Genomic DNA, 17870 nt, shown 5'->3' with positions numbered 1-17870 from the left:
CTTCGCGTTGCCTAATGGACCTGCGGGTCCGGCGGATTGTCTTGGCTGCGGCCGGTGATCGCATCGCGTACGTGGTCCACAACCGCGGCGCCCACTCCCATCGTCTTCTGCACCGCAGAGTTCGGCGGAGTGTCGGGGTGCGGCCTGGTGGGCGCGATTTTCTTTGCGGCTTCCAGCTTTTCGCCGATCTTCTCCAGATCCTCGCGGCTGATCGCCTGTTCGACCTGCGGCCACACCACCTCTTGCTCGTAGGCGATGTGTTCCCGGCCCGCTTCGACGAATTGCTGCAGCGCTTCGTGGTAATCCGGGTCGCCGGGCTTGCCGCCTTCCAGCCGCTGCAGCAATTTCTTGCCGGTCTGCTCCTGTTCGATCGCCTTGTCTGCGAACGCATCACCGAGCGCCTCGCGCACCGCGGGCCAGAAGAACTGCTCTTCGATCGCTTCATGCTGCGACTCGGCGATGATCAGGTTGTTCACCATGGTTTCCAGGCCGCTGACTTCAGCGCCGGAGCCCGACGGTGCGCCATCGAGCGTCTCGAACAAGCCGAGCACGCTTTCGTGGTCTTGACGGAGAAAAGTTAATGCATCCATGCCTTGCCTTCCGATTGTGGCTGTATCGGTCGGTGGTACCCGGGCAACGGACACTAAAACGTTAACCACTGGTGCTACCAGCGGCGCTCTGAAAATTTTGTGGCGCAACCCTTCTCCGCTTCTGGCGAATCGGCAATGACGCCCTCCCACCAGCGGTGGGAGGGCCTCCTCCGATCAGCGGCTAACGAGCTGCTTGTCGATGTTGCCGGCCGCCTGTTCGTCGGTGCTCGCGTAGGCGGCGGCGGCCGTGCCGAGCTTGACGGCGAGGTCCTGGCAGACACTTTGCATTGCTTCGACCGCGCCACGGCGCGCGGCCTCGACACGTGTCAGCGCAATATTGGAGGGCTCGCTGCCCACGCCGTGGGTAAGCCAGACGTCGGAGCTGATCCCTTTGGTCGCCGCGGCCGCCGATGCGATCCTGGCGGATGTTTGGTTCTCAATTGTGGCCAGCTGGCCGAGGTAGTTCGGGGTGACGACTAAATCGGACATGGGTTGTTCTCCTTTTTGATTCTCGAGTCTGTATTGGTTGCTTCACAACAGTTTTGGCGGCGCTTTCGGCTTTACCCGACGCGTTGTACGGTGGCCGCGGCCGCCGCGAACTCGATCGGTGCGCGCTCGACGCCCGAAGTACCAGGGGCCGCGGCGTCGTCGACGTTTTCGGCGGACCCGTCGTTCTCGATGAGGCCCGCCTTCTGGCCCGTCCGGGACACGGGGTAAATCGGCCGCGGCCCCGCACCCTGACCCAGTTGTGGCACTTTCACTGGCATTTGAGCTACCGGAGCTACGGTCGGCGCGCCGGACGACAACGTGGTCGCGAAAGTCGCCTCATCCGACGCTTCCAACACGCGCCGTCGCTGCGAGGTTTCAGCCGCGCCGGTGGGAGTACTTTGCTTCGTCGAAACATCCGGGCGTGCCGGCGTCGCGACGTCGATCGCGCTGAACACGCCGGTCGTCTTCCTCGAGACCTCCCCGAAGTCGGGCGTGGTGGACTTCAGCGCGGCGGCCACGTGAGACTCGGCCGACGTGGTACCCGTTGAAACCGGGGCCAGCTTTTGGTATTCGGAAATCATCTGGTTTGCCTTGTCCGCATTGTCTTGCGAGTAGCGGAACAGCGTCAAAACGAAGGAGCTGGCAGCGCCGATCCCTAGGACGGCGACCGTGGTGGCGAATGTTTGGGCCAGGGCGAGGCCGGCCGGCTGGGGCACCGATATCTTCAGGGCCAACTCAATGGCGAATGCCGCCATCAGGAGGTCCTTCAATATGCCGAAGGCCAACCGCATATGGGTGACCCACTCGGCCTGATTCTTTGTGATGTCGGCGAGCTGGCGGTCCAGCTCAGCCATCCCCTGCGCGAGAGTCCTCAGTGCGGTTACCTGTTGGGCGTAGGCCTGCGAGGCGTCGCCCTGCCAGTCGTCATCCGGGAGCGCCGAGGTCAATTGGTCGGAGATTTCGATGAGCTGTTGCGATCCTGCGGCGAAATCCGCTCCGTCGCAGGGGGGCCCGAATCCGGTCATCAGTTCCACGAGGTCGACGACGGTGAGCGTCTTGAGGATGAGGCTGGTGCTGTCCTTCATCCCCTTGTTCATCTCTTCCAACTCTGCGGGAGACATATTCTGGGACAGTCGATATTGCTGAACCATCTTGTAACCGACGAGGCCGCCGGACAGCGCGTCCGCGCTCATACTGGTCACACTCGACGCAATGTATTCACCGCCGTAGCTCGCGCTGCCTGAGCCGTTGAATTGTGCGCCTATGCCGCCCAGATTGGCGATCAGCCTTGCGGCATCTACGAATACGTTCATCTGCGTTTCCTTGCTCTCGATGCGCTTGGTGCGGTTCGGCGATGAACCCGGCCGGCGACTTTCCGGCCGTTGCGTAAATTTTCGGCGATGACCCTTGACAGATTCTTGGAATGAATTCCGCGAGTTACGCCGCCTCGGCGAGGGTGTGGTCGAGTCGCCCGGTGAGGTGATTCCAGTACAGCCAGTCGGCGACGGTGTGGCGCTGGGCGGCCGGATCCACCGTGGTGCGGGCCCGGTTCAGGAGTATCTCCTGGGTGTGGACGGCGTAGGCGTGCATGGCCCGCAGATGTGCGGCTTGGCGCCCGGCAAGTTGGCTGGCCAGGGGCTGCATCACCGCGATCCACAACGTGGCACGTCGATCGGCCGGCGGATCGCCGGCCGGTGCCGGACCAAGTAGTTCGAGCAGATCCCGATCCGGGGTCGCTGCCAACCGATCAGCCGCTCGCGGGTCCACCACTTCGAGCCGGGTTCGCCCCACCATCGCACCGCTGTCCGGAATGTCATCAGAGTTCAGGACGATCTTGGCCACGCCGGGATCGCAATTGGCCAATTGCTTCTCGGTCCCGATCACCGCCCTCAACTGGCTGCCACGATGGCGCGCCCAGGCCTGCACGGCCAGCACCGGATAAGTTGCCCAGCGCGCCCGCTCGGCGGCCGGAACCGCCTCGTCGGCGCTTGCCATGTTTACCTTCTCGGGCAACTGCACGCCGTCGGGAATGTAGGCCAGCCCGTAGCTGTTGGCCACCACAATCTCGCCGTCGATGGTCAGCGCGGTCAGCCAGAAGAAACCCAAATCCGGCGTGCTGCCGACGACCGGCGCGTTCAAAGCAGCCGCGATCCGACGCGCCAACCGCAGCCGGCCAGACTTGACGTCACGCGCCGCGTTGCCCACGGTGGTATCGGCTATAGCATCACGCGCGGCCCGCGCCGCTGAAACCGAAACAAGCTGCACTGCAACGCTATCCGGTGTGCGCTCAGCGGGTTCCTGGCGCGAAGCAGCCGCTTGCCGCGGGGCTGCCCTGTTAGTTGCGGCCGGGCGCACAGCGGACTTGGTCTGCCCGACTGCAGGACGCGAACCCGAGCCCTGGTTCCCACCGGCCGCGGCTGGCGTCGTCGGCCCGGCCGGCGCCATGGGCATGCCCGGCATGACGGCGGCCTCCTCGGCCTGTGTCGCCGACGGGTCGCCCGACGAGGGTCGAACCGACACCACACCCTTACTTCGTTCGCCGCCATGCGAAATTAGATGTGTCGCGGAACTTTTCGTGACGGCAGGTCCCCCGCCGGAAGTCCCCGGCATCGCCGTGGCAGGGCGCCCGGCGGCCGCCGACGTTACCGGCACCGATGCGGGGGCTGAAGACGGCGAAGCCGGTGTGGCCCCCGGCAACGAAGGCAGTCGAGGAGTGGGCCGCGGGCCCACGCCCGGAATTGACGGCAACAGCGTTGCCGGCGCAACGCGCGCCGGCGTTAGCGACGCCGGCCGGTCGGGAGCGTCTGCCTGGGAATCGTGGTCAACGGGCGCTAATGCCAGCTGGCTCAGCAGGATCCGCGGGGCACTGGCGGGCGGCGTTGTCTGCTTGATGGCCCGAATCTGTTCGGCGGTGTCGCTCACCACGCCGACATTGGCCGCCAGCGTCGCACTCACCAGCGTTTCGATCGCGTCGGTTCGCTCGGCCGTCTCGAGGCGGGAGTCCTTCTCCAGTTCGTTGATCTGCCGGTCAGCGAGCTCCACGTTGTCGCCGATCTCCGACTTGGCTCGAACCACCGCCCCCGCGATATCCCGTTGCCAGGCAATCACTCTCGCTAGATGACGCTGCAGCGTGGTCAGCTCATCGATACGTGTGGCAAGCTCGCCGCCGGCGGCGCCGGCCGCCCCGCCCGTCCAGACACCGATCTCGAAGATCGAAATCTGCTCGTGTCGACAGGCTTCCAGGACTGCAGTGACCTCCGACATCACCCGCGTGAACTCCCGGGCACGGTCATAGAAGGTGTCCTCATCGACCTGCGGCCACCCGTTCGGTCCCAGCATCTGCTCGGCATACCGACCCGTCGGCTTCACGATGCTCACGGCTTCTGGCCTTTCTGGTCGGTAGCGCTCTTCGCCGCCGGGAGTCGCCCGATGATGCCCTCGGTCCATGCACGGTTCTCGGTATAGATCGCGTCATCGTCTTGCTGCAGGCGCTTGCCCTTGCCGGCACCTCGATCGCCCTGGGCGCCCAGTGGGGCCGCGCCCATGCCGCCGCCACCCATCGCACCGCCCGCGCCCCGGCCGGGCACCGCAAGGCCGGGGCCCTCGGCACCCTTCGCCGCGGCGCCTGGCGACGCCGTGGTGTAGTGCGGATCCTGCAACGGAGTCGACGGCATTGCGAGCCCGCCGAGGCCGACCGACGCCGGCTTGAGCCCCGGCGCACCCGCTTTGGGCAGGCCCGGGGCCTTGGTGTCTTTGCTGCCCGCCAAGGCCGGACCGGGCTGCGCCGGCGTCTTCGGGGTGGCGCCCATCGGCAGACTCGGGATGCTGGGGACGCCAGGTACCCCGGCCGGTGCGTCGCCGGCTGAGCCGTCCGGATACAGTGACCCGCTGCCGTCAGGAAGGTTGTCGTCTGACGGCGGCTGGATTCCGGTGGCCGCCGGCGGCGTCGGAGGGTTGATCGGTGCTAACGGCAGGTTCGCCTTCTGCTGGTATTGCCCGACGAGCTCGTCCGACTTTTCCTGAGCTTTCTGGAAAAACTCGATGTAGGACTGCTTGTATGCGGCCTGCGCGGGGTCGTCCCAAATGCGTTCCCAAGTTTCTTCGCAACGCAGAATTTCCGCGTAGTCGAGGACGTAATCGCCGCCGGCGGGGTTGAGATCGGGAAATACGATGTGCGCACTGCGCATCCAGCGGTGCGCATCTACGACGGTGTGGGCTTGAGTGACCAACTGGTTGCACAATTCCGCCATGCCGGTCAACCACGATCGCTGTTGATCGAAGTTCGCCTCAACCGCCGAGCACGCCGTGCCCGACCATTCGGTGAAAGGCCGGAAGCGAACGACAGCTTGCAGCAGCGCGACCCGGTGGGTCGCCCATGCATCCGCGAAGGCGAGAAATGCGGCACCTTGGTCGGGTTGCTCCAGGTCGAACGCCCGTTGTTTGACCGTCTGAAATTCGCCCGGCAACGGGTCGGCCGCCAGGCGCGTGTCCTTCAGCGATGCTCGGTCCACCGCCTGATCGGCGTGCTTCACCGGCCGGTTCGACACGGAGGTTTCGTCGTGCAGAGCGTGCGCGGCGCCCTCGTCCGCGTCCTCGTAGGCATCGGCCGCGTTACGCAGCGACTCCGCCAGATTTGCCCGCTCCTTTTCGCCCACCGCCAAATAGATCCGCATGTTGTTGGCGGACAACACAAGTTGTTCGGCCGCCGCGACGATCGGCGCAAGGTTGCACGGCGCCTGCAGGCCTTGCAACTCGGAGGGCAGATTCGGGATCAGTTGCTCCAGCTCGCTGGCCCGGGCCAGAAGCTCTTGCTTCTCCACATTGACCGTCAACGGTTGCGTCATCGCGAGCGACCCTCCTTAGCTGCCAGGTGTCTGGACTCCGTCGGCCGTTGTCTCTTCGACCGTTAGGGGAACCATCTAGCAGAGCCCTCAAAGGATTCTTGGCGCGGATCGGCTCGATTCGCGCAGCGGATCGGCACAGTTGTTGGGCACCAGCCGGTGCGCCCGTCGGCCGTGAACTCTGATTTCGCTAAAAGCCTAGTCGCCCAAGTTGTTTGGGGTCGCTTTGCCAGTTCTTGGCGACCTTTACGCGCAGTTCGAGATAGACCTTGGTGCCGAGCAGTTTCTCGATTTGCGCGCGCGCCGCCGTGCCCACTTCGCGAAGCCGGGCCCCGCCCTTGCCGATGATGATGCCCTTCTGGCTGTCCCGCTCGACATAGAGCAGCGCGTGCACGTCGATCAGGTCGTCGCGGTCCTCGCGCGGGTTGACCTCGTCGATCACCACCGCCAGTGAATGCGGAAGCTCGTCGCGAACACCTTCCAGTGCGGCCTCGCGGATCAGCTCGGCCATCAAGATCTCTTCGGGCTCGTCGGTCAGCTCCCCGTCGGGGTAATACGCCGGGCCGGGGGGCAGCGCGGCGGCCAACACGTCGATCAGCACGTCGACCTGGGTGCCGGCCACCGCTGACACCGGAACGATTTCGGCCGCACCGTCGACGAGTTCACTGACCGCGAGGAGCTGGGCGGCCACCCGGTCCTTGGGCACCTTGTCGATTTTGGTGACGATGACGACGAGGGTGGTCTTCGGGGCGACCGAACGAATCTGGTCGAGGATCCAGCGGTCTCCGGGTCCGATGGCCTCGTCGGCCGGGATGCACAGCCCGATCACGTCGACTTCGGTGTAGGTGTCCCGGACCAATTCATTGAGCCGCTTGCCCAGCAGGGTGCGCGGCCGGTGCAGGCCCGGGGTGTCGACCAGAATGATCTGAAAGTTCTCCCGGTGCACGATGCCGCGGATGGTGTGGCGGGTGGTCTGCGGGCGCTTCGAGGTGATCGCCACCTTGGTGCCGACCAGAGCGTTTGTCAGCGTCGACTTGCCGGTGTTCGGCCGGCCCACCAAACATACGAAGCCCGAACGGAATTCGCTCATAGCGGGGTGCCGCCGCGATCGGTCAGGATGATCGCCGCGGTGGGGCTGAGCTCGCGCACAGCGGCGATGCCGGCGTCGTCGGCCGACCCCGCCACCAGCACGGCGGCCTCCAGCCCCGTCGCCCCGCTGGATACGGCCGCGGCGACCGCGGCCTGCAGTCCGGTGAGCCGCAGCGCCGACAAGTCCACGGGCGCAGCCGCATACGTGCGGCCGTCGACGTCGCGCACCGAGGCGGCGCTGCGGGCGTGGGCGTGGGCCATTGCGGCGCGGGCCAGCACCACCAGCTTGGCGTCCTCGGAGTCGAGTTGCTCAGCCATGATGCGTGCCCTCGAGTTCGTGGTCCGCCGGCTCGGCCGGGCTCAGCAGCACGGTGCCGATCCGCACCCGCCCGCGATGGTCGGTGCCGCCTTCGGCGCGCAGCCGCAGGCCGTGCGAGACCACCTCGGCACCGGGCAGCGGAACCCGCCCCAACTCGAGTGCCAGCAGGCCGCCCACCGTGTCGACGTCGAGATCGTCGTCGAATTCGACGTCGTAGAGTTCGCCGACGTCTTCGATCGGCAGCCGCGACGACACCCGAAAGTGCTTGTCGCCCAAATCTTCTATCGGTGCCACCTCGGCCTCGTCGTATTCGTCGGCGATTTCACCGACGATCTCCTCCAGCACGTCTTCGATGCTGACCAGACCGGCGATCGCGCCGTACTCGTCGACGAGCAGCGCCATGTGGTTGCGGTCGCGCTGCATTTCGCGCAGCAGCGCATCCAGCGGCTTGGAGTCGGGCACGAAGACGGCCGGGCGCATCACCTGCGCCACCTTGATGTCACGCCCACCGTCAGCGGCCAAGAACGTCTGCTCGACAAGGTCTTTCAGGTACACCACGCCGACGATGTCGTCGACGTTCTCGCCGATCACCGGGATGCGCGAATGTCCGCTGCGCACCGCCAAGTTCATCGCCTGGCTGGCGAACTTGTCACTCTCGATCCAGATCATCTCGGTGCGCGGCACCATCACCTCGCGCGCCGGGGTATCGCCGAGTTCGAACACCGACTCGATCATCCGGCGCTCGTCGGCGGCCACCACGCCGCGCTGCTGGGCCAGGTCGACGACTTCGCGCAACTCGATCTCGGACGCGAACGGTCCGTTGCGCAGGCCGCGGCCCGGGGTGAGCGCGTTACCGATGACCACCAGCAGGCGGCTGACCGGCATCAGTAGCGACGAAATCACCTGCAGCGGAATGGCCAGCACCAGCGAGATCTGATACGCGTGCTGACGGCCGAGCGTGCGCGGGCCCACCCCGATGACGATAAAGCTGGTCAGCACCATGATGGTCGCCGCGCCGAACACCGCCCAGTTCAGGCCGAAGTTGTCGTACAGAAAGACCACCAGCAGTACGGTCGCGGTGACCTCGCATGTGATGCGCAACAGCACCACGAGGTTGATGTAGCGCGGCCGGTCGGCCATCACCTTCGACAGCGATCGCGCACCGGGCCGCTCGTCGCGCACCAGCTCGGCCACTCGGGCCAGCGACACCGTGCTGATGGCTCCGTCGATCGCCGCGAAGACCCCACCCAGAACAATCAACGCGAGCGCACCGAGGAGCTGAGATATCCCGGTCAACGGTGCTAACGCCTTGGCTCGGTCGCGGACTCTTTCTTGACCTCATCACCCTTGGCTCGACGATTGAGCAAGCCGGCAATGAACACGACCGCCAGCACCAGCAGCCCGTACCGCACCGCCCACGGCCACCAGGGTTGGGGCGGCGGGGCGGACGCGGCGGGTTGGGTTTGGTCCCCGTGGACGGCCAGCGTCACCAAGAAGTCGCCGTTGTCGGTCGGCCCGAAGCCGGGCAGCGACTGGGTCTTGCTGACCCTGATCTGCACGCCGCTGGTGGGATCGCTCACCTGGCCCCAGGCAACGGTGGTGTCGTCGAGCAGGAAGCTGTCCTGGCTGCCCGTTGGTTGACTTTCGTCGCGCCCCAGCACCGCCACCTGGCCGACTTGCACGATCTGGTTGTCGGCGGGGACTTCGGCCAAGACGTTCTGGTACAGCGTCGGGGGCGCCGGCGCGGCGTACTTCGGGGGCGGCGGACCCTGCGAGTTGGGCGGCGGCACGAAGGCCCCGCCGTAGAAGCTGCCGGCGACCAGATAGCTCTCGCCGACCGCGGTGAACGGGACCAGGCCCGCGATGCCGGCATCCAGCACGATCCGGCCGCCGGCCGGCAGATACGCATCCCGGGACGCGCCGTCGTAGGTGTAACGGAAGGTCATCGCCTGGCTGAGCGGGTTGTACAGCGTCGGGCGGTGATACTCGTCGTAATCGACGAAGTCCCAGTGGCGGGGGCGGACCAGCACCTTATTGTCGGCCCTGATCTGGTCGATGTTTTCGCTGTGGTTGCTGACGACGTTCTGTACCTGCTGGTTGAAGTCCGTCGAGGTCGGCGGTTTCGGCGGGTCGGCGGGATTGAGCCGCGCCACCGGTGCGGCCTTGGCCGCCGCGACCGCCTGCGGGGGTGCATCCAGCTTCTTCGGCGGGGTCACCACCCCGACGTTGCGTGGCCCTCCGGGGGCCGGCGGATTGATCTTCGGGGTCTGCACCGGCGTCGGCGCCGGGCGGGTGGGACTCGGCGGTATGGGCAACGACGGCGGCTCGGGGATATACACCGGGGTACTCGTCGGTGCGGGGGCCGGTCGCGGCGCCGGGGCGTTGCACACGTTCGCGGTGTGATACGCCTCCACATAGAACATGCAGTGCTGGCAGGAGACGGGGTTAGCCCCCTCGCCGGCGCACGGAGACGCCGCTGCCACACCGGACATGCTGACCAGCACCACCGAGGGTGCAAAGGCTATGGCGGCCGAAACCGCGATCCAGAGTGCTCTCTTCAAAGGGCTTTTTAGTGGGCTCAATTGTCGAAGTACCTTGACTTGTCCAGCAACCGGCGGTCGCGCTCATCCTGCCGGTCGTAGTGGTACGCCTCGACCTGGTCGGCTACCCACTCTTCGAGAAGCCGCCCCTGGAGGGCGAACATCTCCTTCTCCTCGTCGTGCTCGGCGTGGTCGTAGCCGAGCAGGTGCAGCACGCCGTGAATCGTCAACAGCGCCAACTCTTGTCCGAGACTGTGGCCCGCCGCGGCGGCCTGCTCGGCGGCGAATTCCGGGCACAGCACGATGTCGCCCAGCATCGACGGCCCCGGCTCGGGTGCGTCCGGACGGCCACCGGGCTCGAGCTCGTCCATCGGAAAACTCATCACGTCGGTCGGGCCGGGCAGGTCCATCCAGCGCATGTGCAGGTCGGCCATCGCCGCGGTGTCCAGCAGCACCATCGACAGCTCGGCGCCCGGATTGACGTCCATTTTGGCGATGACGAAGCGCGCGACGCTCACCAACTCCGCTTCGGAGATGTCGATGCCGGATTCGTTGGACACTTCGATCGTCATGGCCTGCTCACCGCACCATCATTGGCGACTTCGGGTTCCGGATGCCCGCCGAGCCGCCCGATTCATGCCCGAGTTGGGTTCCTCAAACCTCGCATAGGCGTCGACGATCTCCGAAACCAGCCGATGGCGCACCACGTCCACGCTGGTCAGCTCGGCGATGTAGATGTCGTCGACGTCATCGAGGATGTCGACGGCCGACCGCAAGCCGGACCGGGCGCCGCCCGGCAGGTCGACTTGGGTCATGTCCCCGGTCACGACGATCTTGGACCCGAAGCCAAGTCGCGTGAGGAACATCTTCATCTGTTCGGCGGTGGTGTTCTGCGCCTCGTCGAGAACGATGAATGCGGAGTTGAGCGTGCGTCCCCGCATGTACGCCAGCGGCGCCACCTCGATCACCCCGGCCGACATCAGCTTCGGAATCAGCTCGGAGTCCATCATGTCGTACAGCGCGTCATACAACGGACGCAGATACGGATCGATCTTCTCGCTCAGCGTGCCGGGCAAAAAGCCCAGGCGCTCACCGGCTTCCACCGCGGGCCGGGTCAGGATGATCCGGCTGACCTGCTTGGACTGCAGCGCATGGACCGCCTTGGCCATGGCCAGGTAGGTCTTGCCGGTACCGGCCGGGCCGACCCCGAACACGATGGTGTGGGCGTCGATGGCGTCGACGTAACGCTTCTGGTTGAGGGTCTTGGGCCGGATGGTCTTGCCACGGCGCGCCAGGATGTCGAGGGTGAGCACCTCGGCGGGTGACTCGTCGCCGGTGCCGGCCAGCATCGCGACACTGTGGCGCACCAATTCCGGGGTCAGCGATTGGCCGCTGGCCACGATCGCGATCAGTTCGGAGATCGCGCGCTCGGCCAGCGCGACGTCGGCCGGTTCACCCGAGAGGGTGACGGCGTTGCCGCGAACATGCAAGTCGGCGGCCAGGATGCGTTCGAGGGCGCGCAGATTCTCGTCCGACGAGCCCAGCAAGCCCACGACGAGATCGGGAGGAATGTCGATGCTGCTGCGAACCTGAGCGTCGGCCTGCAGGGCCCCAGCTGCGTCAGCAGCGTTGGTCTCGCGTGACGTCACGTGGTTTCCGGTGCCTGCCTTCTCGGCTCGTCAGGGGTTGATCGGATGCCTCAGTCTACGCCGAGGGCTCCGTCTGGTCAGCTCCGAGCGGCTGCGCCGACTCGACCTCGGCGGTTCGCTCCCATCGCGCGGTGAGCACGCCGAGTGCGCCCAGGGCCACCGCGGCGGCCGTCGAAGTCCGCAGCACCTGCGGGCCCAGCCGGGTCGCGACGGCGCCGGCGTCGGTCAGCAACGCGAGCTCATCCGGCGCGATGCCTCCCTCGGGACCGACCACCAGGAACAGCGAATTCGCCCCCGCCACCGCGACGTCCGCGATCCGTTCGGTCGCCGACTCGTGCAAGACCGCGACCGCCGCGCCGGCTGCCACCTCGTCGCGGATCCGCTGGACCAGTGCCGCCGTCGACAACACGCCGTCAACCGGTGGGAGGTGGGCCCGTCGCGATTGCCGGGCCGCCGACCGGGCCACGGCACGCCAGCGGCGCAGCCCCTTCTCGACGCGGGCGCCCTGCCAGCTGGCCACGCAGCGGGCCGCCTGCCAGGCCAAGAACGCATCCGCGCCGGCCTCGGTGGCCAACTCGATCGCCAACTCCGAGCGCTCGGATTTGGGCAGCGCCTGCACCACCGTCACCGGCGGCGCGGCGGGCTCGACGGTCCAACGGTCGAGCACCCGGGCCCGTAAGCCGTCGCGTCCGGATTGTTCGACCACGCAGCGGGCCACGTTCCCGGCGCCGTCGCCGAGCACCAATTCCTCCCCGGACCGGATCCGGCGCACCGTCGCGGCGTGGAACCCCTCGTCGCCGTCGACGACGGCCAGCCCACCGGTGTCGGGCAGTGCTTCGACGTAGAACAGCGTCGCCACCATGTGCGGGCCCCTCGGATCGTGGCTAGCGCCCGGTGAAGGTCTCGCGTAGCCGGCTGAACAGCCCGCCGCCGGCGTGCGTCGAGCGGACCTCGGGCACGTCGCGGCTGCGGCGGTTCTTCAACTCGCGCAACAGTTCGCTGTCGTGGCCGTCCAGCCGGGTGGGAACCACCACCTCGACGTGGACGTGCAGATTGCCGCGGGTCGCCGAGCGCAGCTGCGGCATCCCGTGGCCGCGCAGCGTGATGACCGAACCCGGTTGTGTACCAGGCGGAATGGTGATCTCGCTGGTGCCGTCGAGGATGGCGTCGATGCTGACTGTGGCGCCTAGTGCGGCGTCGACCATCGGCACCGAAACCGTGCAGTGCAGGTCGTCGCCGTCCCGGACAAAGATGTCGTGGGCCTGCTCATGCACCTCGACGTAGAGGTCGCCGGCCGGCCCTCCCCCGGGCCCGACCTCACCCTGAGCGGCGAGCCGCACGCGCATGCCGTCGCCGACACCGGCGGGAATCTTGACGCTGATCTCGCGGCGCGCCCGCACCCGGCCGTCGCCCATGCACTGATGACACGGGTCGGGGATGACCACGCCGACGCCGCGACAGGTGGGGCACGGCCGCGACGTCACCATCTGACCCAGCAGCGAGCGCTGCACCGATTGCACCTCGCCGCGACCGCCGCAGGTGTCACACGGGATCGGCGCGGAATCGCCGTTGGTGCCCTTGCCCTGGCAGCGGTCGCACAGCACCGCGGTGTCGACGGTGACCTGTTTGGTCACGCCGGTCGCGCACTCCTCGAGGTCCAGCCGCATCCGCAGCAACGAGTCCGAGCCCGGCCGAACCCGGCCGATCGGGCCGCGCGACGTGCCGCCCCCGCTGAAGCCGCCGCCGAAGAACGCCTCGAACACGTCACCCAGGCCGCCGAATCCGCCGAATCCGCCGCCGGCGGCCGCGTTCTCCAGCGGGTCCCCGCCGAGGTCGACGATCCGGCGTTTCTCCGGGTCACTCAGCACTTCGTAGGCGACGCTGATTTCCTTGAACTTCGCCTGCGCGGCCTCGTCGGGGTTGATGTCGGGATGCAGTTCGCGCGCCAGCTTTCGGTATGCGCGTTTGATCTCCGCATCGCCGGCGTTTTTGCTCACGCCCAGCAGCCCGTAATAGTCGCGTGCCACGCCTGATTCTCCTGTAAGGGGTCTTTCGCCGCGCTGTTACGCGGCTGTCCACAAATCCTGGGGGTGCGCGATCATCGAGCACCCAGGACTTCGCCAATATAAAGAGCAACCGCGGCCACGCTGGCGATAGTTCCCGGATAGTCCATTCGAGTGGGCCCCAGCACACCCATCCCGCCGTACACGGTGTCCATGGTGCCGTACGCGGTAGACACCATCGACGTCCCCGCCATTTGCTCGACCGCCGTCTCGTGGCCGATACGCACCGTCACCTTGCCGGCCTCCTGCTGAGCCGCCAGCAACCGCAGCACCACCACCTGCTCCTCGAGTGCCTCCAGGATGGAGCGCAGCGAACCGCCGAAGTCCGCGGAATTGCGGGTCAGGTTCGCGGTGCCGCCCATCAGCAGGCGCTCTTCGGTGTGCTCTACCAACGACTCCAGCAACACCGTCGCCGATCGTCCGATCGCGTCGCCCAGCCCACCGTGGCCGCCCAGTTGCTGGGCGAGGTCGGCGACCGCGACCGAGGCCGCGGAGAGCTTCTTGCCCTCCAACGCCTGGCCCAAGATCTCGCGCAGCTGGGAGAGCTGGTGATCGTCGATGACGTCACCGAGCTCGACAATGCGCTGATCCACCCGCCCGGATTCGGTGATGACCACCATCAGCAGCCGCGCCGGCGTCAGCGCGATCACTTCCAGATGCCGAACCGTCGACGTCGACAGCGTCGGGTACTGCACCACCGCCACCTGACGGGTCAGCTGAGCCAGCAGCCGCACCGCGCGGCGCAGCACGTCGTCGAGGTCGACGCCGGATTCCAGGAAGCTTTGAATCGCCCGCCGCTCGGCCGACGACAACGGCTTGACGTCATCGATCCGGTCGACGAATTCGCGGTAACCCTTCTCGGTGGGCACCCGCCCGGAGCTGGTGTGCGGCTGGGTGATGTAGCCCTCGGCCTCCAGCACCGCCATGTCGTTGCGGATGGTGGCGCTGGACACGCCGAGGTTGTGCCGCTCGACCAGAGACTTCGAACCGATGGGTTCTTTGGTGGCGACGAAGTCGGCGACGATGGCACGCAGCACCTCGAAGCGACGGTCGTCAGCACTGCCCATTGGTTGCTACCTCCTTGATCGCGTCCATTTTACGGTCTCACACGACGCGCTGACCTCGCTGCGCGAGCGTCTGCCGCGCACTTTCGGCAACTTTGCGGCTAGCCTGTCCACCAGGTATTTGCAGGGGGCTCGACGACGCATCGGAGAAGATCCGCCAATGATTTTCAAGGGTGTACGAGACGGCAAGCCCTACCCGGAACACGGGCTCTCCTACCGGGACTGGTCCCAGATACCGCCGCAGCAGATCCGGCTCGACGAATTGGTCACCACGACCACGGTGCTGGCCCTGGACCGGCTGCTCTCGGAGGACTCCACCTTCTACGGCGACCTTTTCCCGCACGCCGTGCGGTGGAAAGGCGTCATCTATCTCGAGGACGGCCTGCATCGCGCGGTCCAGGCCGCGCTGCGGAATCGCACCGTGTTCCATGCCCGGGTGTACGACATGGACGTACCGCTGAGCCAGCAGACCCAGGGATCGGGTTCGACGTTCGGGCACTAGCCCGGTCACGTTTACGCGCCGCCGGGTGTCGACGTAGTGAGGGCCATAAAGGTCCGCACGTTGACTGTTCAGGACTATTCGGGAGGTTCGCCATGTCCCGGCTTCAGGGAGTCTCCGACCACGACGCCAGTCTGGGCGCCAAGATCGCGTTCTTCTTCACCAAACGCAAGCTCGGGCAGATGGCCGGGCTGGAAACGGCCGGCATGCTCGAGCCGCTGCGCATGTATGCCCACATCCCCAAATTGCTCAGCGCCATCGGCAAGCTGGAAATGGCCGAATCGAAGCTGGACATCCTGCGCCCGCGCCACCGCGCGCTGGCCGAGCTGAAGGCGGCGACGACGGTGCGCTGCGAGTACTGCATCGACCTCGGCTCGCAGATCGCCCGGCAGTGGGGAATCACCGACGAAGAACTGCTGTGCATGGCCGATTACCGCAACGCCGCATGCTTCGACGACGTCGACAAGCTGATCCTCGGGTACGCCACGGCGATGAGCCGGACCCCGGTCGAGGTGACCGACGAGCTGTTCGACGCGCTGCGCGCCCACTTCGACACGCCGCAGCTGGTCGCCCTGACCCACGTCATCAACCTGGGCAACCTGCGTGCCCGGTTCAATGTCGCGCTCGGCATCGGCTCGTCCGGCTTCTCCGGCAACCGGGTGTGCGCCCTGCCCGAATCCGGCCGCGCGTGACGGCTTCGTTGACAGCCCGGTTCGAGGCGGCCCGGCCGCAGCTCGGCGCCATCGCCTACCGGATGCTGGGCTCGATCGACGACGCGCAGGATGCCGTGCAGGAAGCCTGGCTGCGGCTGGACCGTAGCTCCGCCGACGACATCGACAACCTGGATGCCTGGCTGACCACCGTGGTGGCCCGCATCTGCCTGAACACGTTGCGCGACCGGCACGCTCGCCACCGCGAGGAGCCGGTCGCCCAGCTGCCGGATCCGATCGTGGACACCCGGGGCGAGTTCGACCCCGAACACCGCGCGATGCTGGCCGACGCGGTGGGCCTGGCGTTGTTCGTCGTGCTGGACACCCTGACGCCGGCCGAGCGGCTGGCATTCGTTCTGCACGACGTCTTCACCGTCCCGTTCGACCAGATCGCACCCATCGTCGACCGCACTCCGGAAGCGACCCGCAAGCTGGCGAGCCGCGCGCGCCGTCGGATCCAGGACGCGGACCCGCTTCCCGACGCCGACCTCACCGCGCAGCGCGAGGCCGTCGACGCCTTCTTCGCGGCCGGGCGCTCCGGGGACTTCGACCGGCTGGTGTCGGTGCTGCATCCCGACGTCGTGCTGCGGGGTGACTTCGGTTCCGGCGCAGGGCTTTTCCGCGCCCAGGGCGCGTCCTCGGTGGCCCAGCTGGCCCGCGGCTACTCATCCCCCGAGCGCGAGGTCCGCGCCGCGACCGTCAACGGCGCGGCCGGCGCGGTCGTCTTCGTCACGGGCCGGCCCACCGCGATCATGGCGTTCGTGGTGCGCGCCGGCGTGGTCGCCGCCATCGACGTGCTGGCCGACCCGCAGCGCATCGCCCGGCTCGACCTGAAAGCCGTGTCCGGCTAGTTGACCGCGGTCGCCGCCTGCAGCAAAGCGAGCGCGGCGTCGTGTTGCAGCACCCAGTTGCCACCCTGCTGGACGAACACCAGTTGCTTGGTGACCGGCCCGGCGAACTTCGGCCCCGCGATCGCCACCTGAGCGGCGGCCGTATTAGGACCGGCCGGCACGATGTTCGTCACGGTGAAGGTCTCCGGAAAGTTGCCGTTGCGGTAGGCCTTACGCAGGTCGTGGTCGGCAACATGGCCCTCGTCGGGATTGATGCCGTTTTCGACCAGACCGACCTTGACGGAGTAGCCGACGCCGGGATCGGTGGCCTGGAGGCACAGGTTGCTCAACTGCTCTGGCGTCGGAAGGCCCGGCCCCACCGGCGCGGGCGCGGGGGGCGGCGGCGGCTCTTGCGGCAGCGGCGCCCCGACCGCGGCCAGTTGCACTGCAGGCACTGGCGTTGCGACGGAAGCGATGCCGACGGCCGCGCCGCCGATGACGGCCAGCGCCGCCGCGCCCATAGCTACGGATTTCATGTTTCCCCCTTTAGCGGCCCGGTCCAGGCCAACCTGACGGATGCTACTCACTGTCCGGCGGCTTGCAGCAGCTCCATCGCCGACGAGCGCGACAACATCCAGCTGCCCTGGTTGACGAAGGTGACGTTCTGCATCACCGGGTTCGTCAGCTTGGGGCCCGAAACCGCGACATCCGCCGTCACCGATCCCGCGGCGGCCGGCGCAATGTTGGTGATGGTGAACGACAACGGCAGGTCGCCATTCTTCGCCGCCTTCTGCAGCTTCTTGTCCGCGATGTGTGCCACCGTCCCGCTGACGCCGCCTTCGACCAGATTGCCCTTGTTCGTGAACGACACGCTGGGGTCGGCGAGGGTGTTGAGCAGCCCGGTCAGCTGGTCGGCGGTCGGAACGTCGACGGCGGGAGCCGGCAACGACGGTGGGTCCTGCGGCAGCGGCGCGCCGACGGCGGCCAGTTGCACCGCGTTTTCAGCCGGAACAGACGCGATCGAGGTGACGCCGATGGCTGCGGCGCCGACGGCGCCCAGGGCTGCCACACCCGTCACAATGGCTTTTAGCGATTTCATGATTCCCCCTTCGATGTGCAGCGACGTGACGGAATGTCACCCACACTCTCACCTGGTGTAGATGGTGTGGTTGTGCACCTTGTGACAG

19 protein-coding genes are annotated in these 17870 nt (G+C 67.0%); 3 read left to right on the top strand and 16 right to left on the bottom strand.

What is annotated here, in order from left to right:
- Positions 1 to 11 precede the first annotated feature (11 nt).
- The 14 genes from SKC41_RS17295 to hrcA all read right to left on the bottom strand — a co-directional run bounded on the left by SKC41_RS17295 (position 12) and on the right by hrcA (position 14647).
- Positions 12 to 590 carry a hemerythrin domain-containing protein gene (locus tag SKC41_RS17295; protein ID WP_330978940.1) on the bottom strand — a complete coding sequence of 193 codons (579 nt, stop codon included), beginning with the start codon at positions 588 to 590 and terminating at the stop codon, positions 12 to 14.
- A 174-nt stretch (positions 591 to 764) separates the two neighbouring features.
- Complete coding sequence (locus SKC41_RS17290) at positions 765 to 1079, bottom strand: ESX-1 secretion-associated protein (protein WP_330978685.1); 315 nt, start codon at positions 1077 to 1079, stop codon at positions 765 to 767.
- A gap of 71 nt (positions 1080 to 1150) precedes the next feature.
- Positions 1151 to 2272 (bottom strand): EspA/EspE family type VII secretion system effector, encoded by a 1122-nt coding sequence (locus tag SKC41_RS17285; RefSeq protein ID WP_330978684.1) that lies wholly within the window; start codon positions 2270 to 2272, stop codon positions 1151 to 1153.
- 244 nt (positions 2273 to 2516) lie between these two features.
- Positions 2517 to 4457 carry a secretion protein EspK gene (locus SKC41_RS17280; RefSeq protein ID WP_330978683.1) on the bottom strand — a complete coding sequence of 647 codons (1941 nt, stop codon included), beginning with the start codon at positions 4455 to 4457 and terminating at the stop codon, positions 2517 to 2519.
- A complete protein-coding gene (locus SKC41_RS17275) occupies positions 4454 to 5923 on the bottom strand; it encodes a PPE domain-containing protein (RefSeq protein WP_330978682.1) in 1470 nt (489 codons plus the stop codon). Before SKC41_RS17275 ends, SKC41_RS17280 begins: the two co-directional genes overlap by 4 nt.
- Positions 5924 to 6110: 187 nt before the next feature.
- Positions 6111 to 7010, bottom strand: a complete 900-nt coding sequence (gene era, locus SKC41_RS17270; protein ID WP_330978681.1) for a GTPase Era — start codon at positions 7008 to 7010, stop codon at positions 6111 to 6113.
- Complete coding sequence (locus tag SKC41_RS17265) at positions 7007 to 7327, bottom strand: cytidine deaminase (protein WP_330978680.1); 321 nt, start codon at positions 7325 to 7327, stop codon at positions 7007 to 7009. The genes era and SKC41_RS17265 overlap by 4 nt, the downstream gene beginning before the upstream one ends.
- Complete coding sequence (locus tag SKC41_RS17260) at positions 7320 to 8624, bottom strand: hemolysin family protein (RefSeq protein ID WP_330978679.1); 1305 nt, start codon at positions 8622 to 8624, stop codon at positions 7320 to 7322. The genes SKC41_RS17265 and SKC41_RS17260 overlap by 8 nt, the downstream gene beginning before the upstream one ends.
- Positions 8625 to 8629: 5 nt before the next feature.
- A complete protein-coding gene (locus tag SKC41_RS17255) occupies positions 8630 to 9820 on the bottom strand; it encodes a hypothetical protein (RefSeq protein WP_330978939.1) in 1191 nt (396 codons plus the stop codon).
- Between the two features lie 86 nt (positions 9821 to 9906).
- Positions 9907 to 10440, bottom strand: a complete 534-nt coding sequence (gene ybeY, locus SKC41_RS17250) for an rRNA maturation RNase YbeY (protein WP_096289128.1) — start codon at positions 10438 to 10440, stop codon at positions 9907 to 9909.
- A gap of 18 nt (positions 10441 to 10458) precedes the next feature.
- A complete protein-coding gene (locus tag SKC41_RS17245; protein WP_330978678.1) occupies positions 10459 to 11517 on the bottom strand; it encodes a PhoH family protein in 1059 nt (352 codons plus the stop codon).
- A 55-nt stretch (positions 11518 to 11572) separates the two neighbouring features.
- Positions 11573 to 12379: a 16S rRNA (uracil(1498)-N(3))-methyltransferase gene (locus SKC41_RS17240; RefSeq protein ID WP_330978677.1), complete on the bottom strand. Its 807-nt coding sequence runs from the start codon at positions 12377 to 12379 to the stop codon at positions 11573 to 11575.
- 22 nt (positions 12380 to 12401) lie between these two features.
- Complete coding sequence (gene dnaJ / locus SKC41_RS17235; RefSeq protein WP_330978676.1) at positions 12402 to 13544, bottom strand: molecular chaperone DnaJ; 1143 nt, start codon at positions 13542 to 13544, stop codon at positions 12402 to 12404.
- A 71-nt stretch (positions 13545 to 13615) separates the two neighbouring features.
- Positions 13616 to 14647, bottom strand: a complete 1032-nt coding sequence (hrcA, locus tag SKC41_RS17230; protein ID WP_330978675.1) for a heat-inducible transcriptional repressor HrcA — start codon at positions 14645 to 14647, stop codon at positions 13616 to 13618.
- 157 nt (positions 14648 to 14804) lie between these two features.
- Between hrcA and SKC41_RS17225 the strand changes: the two genes are divergently transcribed.
- From SKC41_RS17225 to SKC41_RS17215, 3 genes are all read left to right on the top strand, one after another.
- Positions 14805 to 15146, top strand: a complete 342-nt coding sequence (locus SKC41_RS17225; RefSeq protein ID WP_330978674.1) for a type II toxin-antitoxin system VapB family antitoxin — start codon at positions 14805 to 14807, stop codon at positions 15144 to 15146.
- A gap of 92 nt (positions 15147 to 15238) precedes the next feature.
- A complete protein-coding gene (locus SKC41_RS17220; protein WP_330978673.1) occupies positions 15239 to 15835 on the top strand; it encodes a carboxymuconolactone decarboxylase family protein in 597 nt (198 codons plus the stop codon).
- Entirely contained in the window at positions 15832 to 16704 is an 873-nt protein-coding gene (locus SKC41_RS17215) for a sigma-70 family RNA polymerase sigma factor (RefSeq protein ID WP_330978672.1), read from the top strand. The genes SKC41_RS17220 and SKC41_RS17215 overlap by 4 nt, the downstream gene beginning before the upstream one ends.
- Here SKC41_RS17215 and SKC41_RS17210 read toward each other — a convergent pair.
- Both SKC41_RS17210 and SKC41_RS17205 read right to left on the bottom strand, forming a co-directional pair.
- Positions 16701 to 17219, bottom strand: a complete 519-nt coding sequence (locus tag SKC41_RS17210; RefSeq protein WP_330978671.1) for a hypothetical protein — start codon at positions 17217 to 17219, stop codon at positions 16701 to 16703. The two genes, SKC41_RS17215 and SKC41_RS17210, sit on opposite strands and share 4 nt — an antisense overlap.
- Before the next feature lie 47 nt (positions 17220 to 17266).
- On the bottom strand, positions 17267 to 17782 hold the full coding sequence (locus SKC41_RS17205; RefSeq protein WP_330978670.1) for a hypothetical protein: 516 nt from the start codon (positions 17780 to 17782) through the stop codon (positions 17267 to 17269).
- Positions 17783 to 17870 lie beyond the last annotated feature (88 nt).

The sequence above is a fragment of the Mycobacterium sp. 050128 genome (assembly GCF_036409155.1).
Classification (GTDB): Bacteria; Actinomycetota; Actinomycetes; order Mycobacteriales; family Mycobacteriaceae; genus Mycobacterium.
This window is presented reverse-complemented; position numbering and strand designations above follow the sequence as displayed.